This is a genomic window from Bartonella sp. CE47NXGY (assembly GCF_042195415.1).
Lineage (GTDB): Bacteria > Pseudomonadota > Alphaproteobacteria > Rhizobiales > Rhizobiaceae > Bartonella.
Map to the genome: position 1 here is coordinate 1 of NZ_JBHIOI010000025.1, position 6644 is coordinate 6644.

Sequence of the window (6644 nt, forward strand, 5' to 3'; positions counted from 1 at the left end):
TCTTTAACAGCATCAACAGCCTTATCAACAGCGTCAGTGGCTTTTTCCAACACATCAGATGCTGCTTTATCGGCTGCATCAGGTGCTTTCTTCACGTCATCAGTTGCCTTATCAACTGCATCAACTTTATCCGTATCATGTGCAGGATATTCGGAAGCCTTTCGTGCCGCACTTTGAACAAGTGAAGTAGAACAAGCTATGAAAACCCCCATATAAAAGAGTGTTTTCCAATTGATTTTACGATACATTCTTTTTTCCCCTTAAGAGCTTATTGAATAGTTGAAACAAACAATCTTCTTTTTAATGATTATTCATGTCACTCAACGTTGTCACAGCACGTCGATTTTGATTCCAACAGGAAATATCATCACATACTGCTACAGGTCTTTCTTTTCCGTAAGAAATTGTTTGAATCCGTTGTGCGGACACACCAAGAGACACCAAATAGTTTCGCACAGCAACAGCACGGCGCTGTCCAAGTGCCAAGTTATATTCACGTGTTCCCCTCTCATCAGCATGACCTTCGATCATAATAGAATAATAAGGATAATGAAGCAACCATTCTGCTTGGCGCGTTAAAATACGTTCAGCATCAGCATCAAGTGAAGAAGAATCGAGACCAAAAAACACGCGATCACCCACATTAACCGTAAATTCTTGTCCTGAGCCTGGTGACACCTGATTCAAACCAGCATCATTCATATAAGCGCCATTCATACCGTTAAGTGCACCAACATTTTTTTTGCCACACCCACCCAGGCATAGTGAGAAAAGAAAGAGGATAGCTAAGGAATGAGAGATGGTTTTTTTGGTAGAGCGCATAGTCCGTTTCTCCTTGAATTTCGTAAAGAAGGGTCAATTCTTAAAAATATTTTTAAGAATAACCGTTAATTCCTAATGAAGAAGAAATTTTTTCTGTTTTTTCGTCCTCATTTTTACTTTTAAGTCTCTGCCAATTTTTCTTCTCTTCAGCCATTCCTCTAACATTTCCATAAGAAATGTTTCCCTTATGCGTCATGGCTTTTTATGCATCATCTTGATCTTGACGATTTTTTTGCAGCGCGTTCAGCTTTGCAAAAACTTTATCAGCGTCAAAAGTCTTATGCAGATTTTCTTCACTCTCATTTTCCTCTAGAGCAGCGTTTTCCGTCACAGAAGCGGGAAGCAACGACCTATCTTCTTCTGCTGCAACAGGACGATTTTTCGCCGCACGCTGGAGCTCAAAATCTAAATCGATTTGCGAACACAAACCAAGTCCTACAGGATCAAGAGGAACCAAATTTGCACTATTCCAATGGGTTCTAAGGCGGATTTGTTCAATTGTCGCTTTTGTTGTCCCAATCAACCGTGCAATTTGCGCATCTTTCAACTCGGGATGGTTCGTAACCAACCATAGGATACCATTGGGACGATCTTGGCGTCGAGAAAGAGGGATATAGCGCGCCCCTTTACGTTTTTTTTCAGGAATATGCACCCTCGATTGAGAAATTTTCAATCGTGCGTTTTGATCAGCCTCCACCCGTGCAATTTCACTGCGCGTCAATTGCCCAGAACTAATCGGATCTAAACCTTTAATACCATAAGCCGCATCACCATCGGCAATAGCTTTTACTTCCAAGACATGCAATTTACAAAATTCTGCAATCTGATCAAAAGAAAGAGCTGTATTATCAACCAACCAAACAGCTGTTGCTTTGGGCATCAAAAGTTGCGTTGCCATTTTTATAAATCCTCTTCTGCGCCTCTTCTATGAGGCAGGTTACCGCCCACTCAAGAGCACTGGAACTTTTTTATATGTTTAGGTCTCTCCAACCACTCCTAAAACAAAGCGCGGCATGGAATAAACCATTTTGCTATGAGATTACATTCTGTTATAGCGTTATTTTTGCTCAACGACAAGAGATCTCTCTTGTAATGATCCTCAACTAAGGTGTCTTTACCTTTAAGATGAATTTTCTTATAAAGGGTTTATTCGATTATTTCACCTCATGCTGTGGCACATTTATTCTGGTGGGATGCATGCTTTATCGCCTTAAATTCTAAGGAGTATCCAACTGGCAAAAAAGCCCTCAAATAGGAAGGAAAACTATGGCAGGCCATTCACAATTTAAAAATATTATGCACCGTAAAGGGCGTCAAGATGCAATGCGCTCGAAAATATTTTCTAAGCTTGCACGCGAAATTACCGTAGCAGCAAAACAAGGTGCTCCTGATCCAGCCATGAATCCACGTTTAAGGCTGGCTGTTCAAAATGCCAAAGCACAATCGATGCCGAAAGATAATATTGAACGCGCAATTAAAAAAGCGTCAGGCGCCGATGTCGAAAATTATGATGAAGTACGCTATGAGGGCTATGGACCAGGCGGCGTTGCCGTCATTGTTGAAGCTTTAACTGATAACCGCAACCGCACCGCTTCAAATGTGCGCGCCGCCTTCACAAAATCAGGAGGAGCCTTAGGGGAAACAGGATCGGTCAGTTTCATGTTTAATCGGATTGGTGAAATAATCTATAAGCCAGAAGCAGGAACAGCCGATAACATCATGGATGCAGCAATTGAAGCCGGTGCCGAAGATGTGCAATCAGAAGAAACCGGACATCATATTACCTGCGCCTTTGAAGATATTGGTGAAGTTTCCAAAACACTTGAAGCAAAACTTGGTGAAGCAGAATCGATTAAAACGATTTGGAAAGCCACCACCCTTGCACCAATAGATGAAGAAAAAGCTTTGTCCGTTTTACGGCTGATTTCAACATTAGAAGAAGATGATGATGTGCAAAATGTTTATGCCAATTTTGATGTCAGTGATGAGATTTTGGCAAAATTGTCTGTATAATTCCCATCATTTGCATAAGCCTTCTCTTCATGCATGAGGGCTTCAAAAGCATCTGTCACCCCTCCTCTTTATCCGCACATATAAAAGCCCCGCGTCAATAGCGGGGTAAGCCATTGATGCAACAAGAAACCACAATCAATCGCAGAAAACATAATCCCAAAAAGAAAAGCATACAAAACTCTGTAGCCTCACGCCTTTCTTACATGCCCCAAAGATTATCCCTATATCCCCTCTCTATTTGATCTTTTTGTTCTTTAAGATTAACCTCCTCTCCCCACCCTCAAGTGATGAAAATGATCTAGCCTCTAAACAATTGGGATTTTCCTAACGTATTCCTATGACGAATCACTCATAAAATTCACTTGAAACTTAAGGCTCAACAAACATGCACTCCCCTAAATATTCGCCACGCACTTAAAAACACTTAGAATATATCAAGGAGGTTTATACGCCCTATATCCCCACACCTCAAAGAGCAGTGTTTTTACAACATCACAGAATAAAAATAAGCAAATGGAAAGCCAGAGCTGATTGTTTAGCAAAGTATTGTATAAAAAGCTGGTACATCTCTCTAATCTGTTGCGGATAAATTTTTGACTTTATGGCATTAACTTTATGGCATCGTATATTTCTAAAATAACGTCATTTATCTTAAAAATCTGTCCTTTTGCTCTTACCAATCAATCAATATTCAGACCTAAAACAACCGCGTTTGCATAAAACACATCAAAGAGCAACAGCCCCCCTGACAAGAGGACTCTTCACAAACAAAATCGAAGAGGAAGTTTAAAAAAATATATATAGCGACACTTTGAATAAAAAGTTGAACTCTAGAGATCTTAGAATTTTCGGCTCTATTTTTTCAAGGTCTTGTTTTGAATTTTTTTAAGCATTTTCCCCCAAGGAAATTCCATTATCGATCAACAACCATAGATGATAGATGAAATCTACATAACTCCCCATACCCACTATAATCAATTCCTTCTTTTAAATAATTAAAAACTATTGAGATTGTGTAAACTTGAGACTGTATAGACTATATTCCTTCTATCTTCTGTTTTTAAGCATTTTGTTTTACTGTATATTGAGCAAAGGCGACCATGCTGGATCTGAAGCATCATTGGGGGTGGGTAATTGACGTTCATTGCGACCCGTAATATCAATCGTATAAATTTTTGGTCCCATACCGGGATTTTTGCGAAAGAACATCAGCACACGACCATTAGGGGCCCACGTTGGTCCTTCATTGTGAAACCCCGTGGTTAAAATTCGTTCTCCTTGTCCATCAGGGCGCATAACACCGATAGAAAATTGTCCGCTTAATTGTTTTGTAAAGGCGATATAGTCACCCCGTGGAGACCAAATAGGTGTTGAATAACTCCCCTCGTTTAAAGAAATACGTTGAATATCACTCCCATCCGCATTCATTTTATAGATTTGCGGCTTTCCACTACGATCTGAAGAAAAGACAATTTGTTTTCCATCCGGTGAATAAGAAGCAGAAGTATCAATAGCAGAAGTTGTTGTAAGTCGCGTCATCGTACGGGTTCGTAAATCCATAGTGTAAAGATTGGCACTCCCATCATTTTGTAACAAACTCATGATAACTTTTTGTCCATCAGAAGAAAAACGTGGAGCAATTGTCATGTTATTAAACGTTCCGATCAACTCTCTTTGCCCCATTTCAATTTGTTGGAGATAAACATGAGGTACTTGATTGTCCTCGTAAGCCATATAGGTCAATTCTTGTCTTTTTGGTGAAAACCGCGGTGTAAGCACCAATTCACTTCCATCAGACATATAAATCAAATTTGCTCCATCTTGATCCATCATTGCTAAACGTTTAATGCGTGCATTTTGAGGACCTGTTTCATCGATAAAAACAATCCTTGTATCAAAATAACCACTTTCTCCTGTCATCTCACTATAGATCTCATCTGCGATCATATGTGCCACACGCCGCCAACGTTCTGTCGCAGTATAAAAACGCCGTCCTTTCAATTGTCTTTGTCCAAACACATCCCATAAACGAAAATCGACCCTCAAACGTCCATCGATTTCTCTCATGACTTGCCCAGTAACTAAACCTTGCGCTTTTATTTTCTGCCAAGAAGCAAAATGTGGTTGTTTATTAGGATTAGAAATGTTTTCAAAAAAATTTGCTTTATCAAGCGGTAAAAACAGCCCCGACCGTTCGAGATCGGCTGTCACCACAGCAGATATTTTCAACCCAATCGAATCATTGGAAATAAAGTCTGTAATTGCAATGGGAATGGGATTAAAATCAGCGCTCGAAATAGTTCCTTTCAATTGCGCATAACCCGATGAAATACTTGAAAGCCACAACCCACAAGTGACAATAAACCAAGCAAAAACTTTATGTCTCGTTATAGTCATCATGGAATGTGTCCTTTCGTTAAGCGCTTTTTTCTCGTTTATCATCTTATTTCTTGGAGGGGATCAACATTAAAGTCAAAACCTTGCCCCCATAGATCATATTGATCACGTGGGAGATCTGCATAAGGTTGGCATGAAAAGACAGCAGCATACACCTGCCTTATCATAATAGCTTGTTGACTCTCAAGGCCGCTTACGGGATCAATGATAGGATCGCCCACAACCATCCCTTCACGGTCTAAATAAAATCGCAACCGCACGACCGGACGATTTTTTAAATCGCCGCCAAGCGCCACAAGTTTAAGCTTCTGTTGAATACATCCCCCCACAATATTGACCAATGTTTGTGCCATTTTTGTGGTATCATTAATATTTTTTCTTGCACCCAAAGCTTCTGGTGTATGAGAACGTTTTGCTCCCCCTCCTTGTGACCGCGCACGATTGAGCAAATTATTTTCCTCCAGAGCTAAAATATCTTCAATGGTCTGTTTCTCTTGGTTTTTCTTGTTAAGCTTTGGCGTCTTTTGATTCAATGCAGCCTCATTCTTCTTTGGAAATTCTCCGTCAAACTTTGGTTTAAACTGTGGAAGAAGAGATTTTTCTGGAAGTACAATTTTGGGCGCTTGATGAACAATCTGCTCTGCTGGTACTTTTGGGACCGTTGGAGCCAATTCTTTTGGCGATATCATTTCTTCATTTTTGTGCGCAGGCTTGAGCGCAACCTTAGAGGCATCCTCCGGTGCCTCCAAAGGCGTCTCAGGTGCAACCTTGGGCGCATCCTCCGGTGCCTCCAAAGGCATCTCAGGTGCAACCTTGGGCGCATCCTCCGGTGGTGCCTCCAAAGGCATCTCAGGTGCAGCCTTGGGCGCATCCTCCGGTGGTGCCTCCAAAGGCATCTCAGGCGCAACCTTGGGCGCATCCTCCGGTGGTGCCTCCAAAGGCATCTCAGGTGCAGCCTTGGGCGCATCCTCCGGTGGTGCCTCCAAAGGCATCTCAGGCGCAACCTTGGGTGCATCCTCCAGTGCCTCCAAAGGCATCTCAGGCGCAACCTTGGGTGCATCCTCTGTTTTTGCTTCTAATAATTCTGGTTTTGTAAGTTCTGGTGCAAATGTTTCTGACGTGTTCTCGCTTGATGGTGGCGATGCTGTTTCAACGGGACGCAGCTTTTCCTCTGGTTGAAACGGTGCAAGACTATCTATTTGTCCCTCTCCAATATGGCGTGCATCTTCTTTCTCTTGTGGTTGCATAGTTGGTTTGACGGCAGGGATTGCACGGATAGGAGCCTTCACGGCTCCTTGTTGAGAAGAAAACTCGTCCACCAAAGGAGCAAGAGTGATGGGAATTGCTTCCAACGGTTGTGGTAAAGAGACAGAGCTTGTAAACTGAATAGCTCCCCAACTGAGAAAAATGAC

General features: G+C 41.6%; 6 protein-coding genes and 1 pseudogene. 1 reads left to right on the plus strand and 6 read right to left on the minus strand.

Going from position 1 to position 6644, the window contains the following annotated elements; all coding sequences use genetic code 11:
* From ACFIL3_RS07235 to ACFIL3_RS07250, 4 genes and pseudogenes are all read right to left on the minus strand, one after another.
* Window positions 1-248: pseudogene (locus tag ACFIL3_RS07235) on the minus strand (tol-pal system protein); the annotation flags it as partial.
* A gap of 52 nt (window positions 249-300) precedes the next feature.
* Entirely contained in the window at window positions 301-822 is a 522-nt protein-coding gene (gene pal / locus ACFIL3_RS07240) for a peptidoglycan-associated lipoprotein Pal (RefSeq protein WP_375611765.1), read from the minus strand.
* A gap of 52 nt (window positions 823-874) precedes the next feature.
* A complete protein-coding gene (locus ACFIL3_RS07245; protein WP_375613210.1) occupies window positions 875-1018 on the minus strand; it encodes a hypothetical protein in 144 nt (47 codons plus the stop codon).
* A 6-nt stretch (window positions 1019-1024) separates the two neighbouring features.
* Window positions 1025-1720 carry a DUF1013 domain-containing protein gene (locus ACFIL3_RS07250; protein ID WP_375611764.1) on the minus strand — a complete coding sequence of 232 codons (696 nt, stop codon included), beginning with the start codon at window positions 1718-1720 and terminating at the stop codon, window positions 1025-1027.
* Between the two features lie 368 nt (window positions 1721-2088).
* Between ACFIL3_RS07250 and ACFIL3_RS07255 the strand changes: the two genes are divergently transcribed.
* Entirely contained in the window at window positions 2089-2835 is a 747-nt protein-coding gene (locus ACFIL3_RS07255) for a YebC/PmpR family DNA-binding transcriptional regulator (RefSeq protein ID WP_254492472.1), read from the plus strand.
* A gap of 1074 nt (window positions 2836-3909) precedes the next feature.
* On the opposite strand, the gene tolB is transcribed toward ACFIL3_RS07255, so the two are convergent.
* Both tolB and ACFIL3_RS07265 read right to left on the minus strand, forming a co-directional pair.
* Window positions 3910-5235 carry a Tol-Pal system beta propeller repeat protein TolB gene (tolB, locus tag ACFIL3_RS07260; protein ID WP_375681985.1) on the minus strand — a complete coding sequence of 442 codons (1326 nt, stop codon included), beginning with the start codon at window positions 5233-5235 and terminating at the stop codon, window positions 3910-3912.
* A 38-nt stretch (window positions 5236-5273) separates the two neighbouring features.
* On the minus strand, window positions 5274-6644 hold a 1371-nt coding region (locus tag ACFIL3_RS07265), incomplete at its 5' end, for a cell envelope biogenesis protein TolA (RefSeq protein ID WP_375681986.1).

What these genes read in the sequence shown, in the direction of transcription:
- tolB (WP_375681985.1), bottom strand. Translation starts at nt 5,235, where the DNA reads ATGATGACTATAACGAGACATAAAGTTTTTGCTTGGTTTATTGTCACT.
- ACFIL3_RS07250 (WP_375611764.1), bottom strand. Translation starts at nt 1,720, where the DNA reads ATGGCAACGCAACTTTTGATGCCCAAAGCAACAGCTGTTTGGTTGGTT.
- ACFIL3_RS07255 (WP_254492472.1), top strand. Translation starts at nt 2,089, where the DNA reads ATGGCAGGCCATTCACAATTTAAAAATATTATGCACCGTAAAGGGCGT.
- pal (WP_375611765.1), bottom strand. Translation starts at nt 822, where the DNA reads ATGCGCTCTACCAAAAAAACCATCTCTCATTCCTTAGCTATCCTCTTT.
- ACFIL3_RS07245 (WP_375613210.1), bottom strand. Translation starts at nt 1,018, where the DNA reads ATGACGCATAAGGGAAACATTTCTTATGGAAATGTTAGAGGAATGGCT.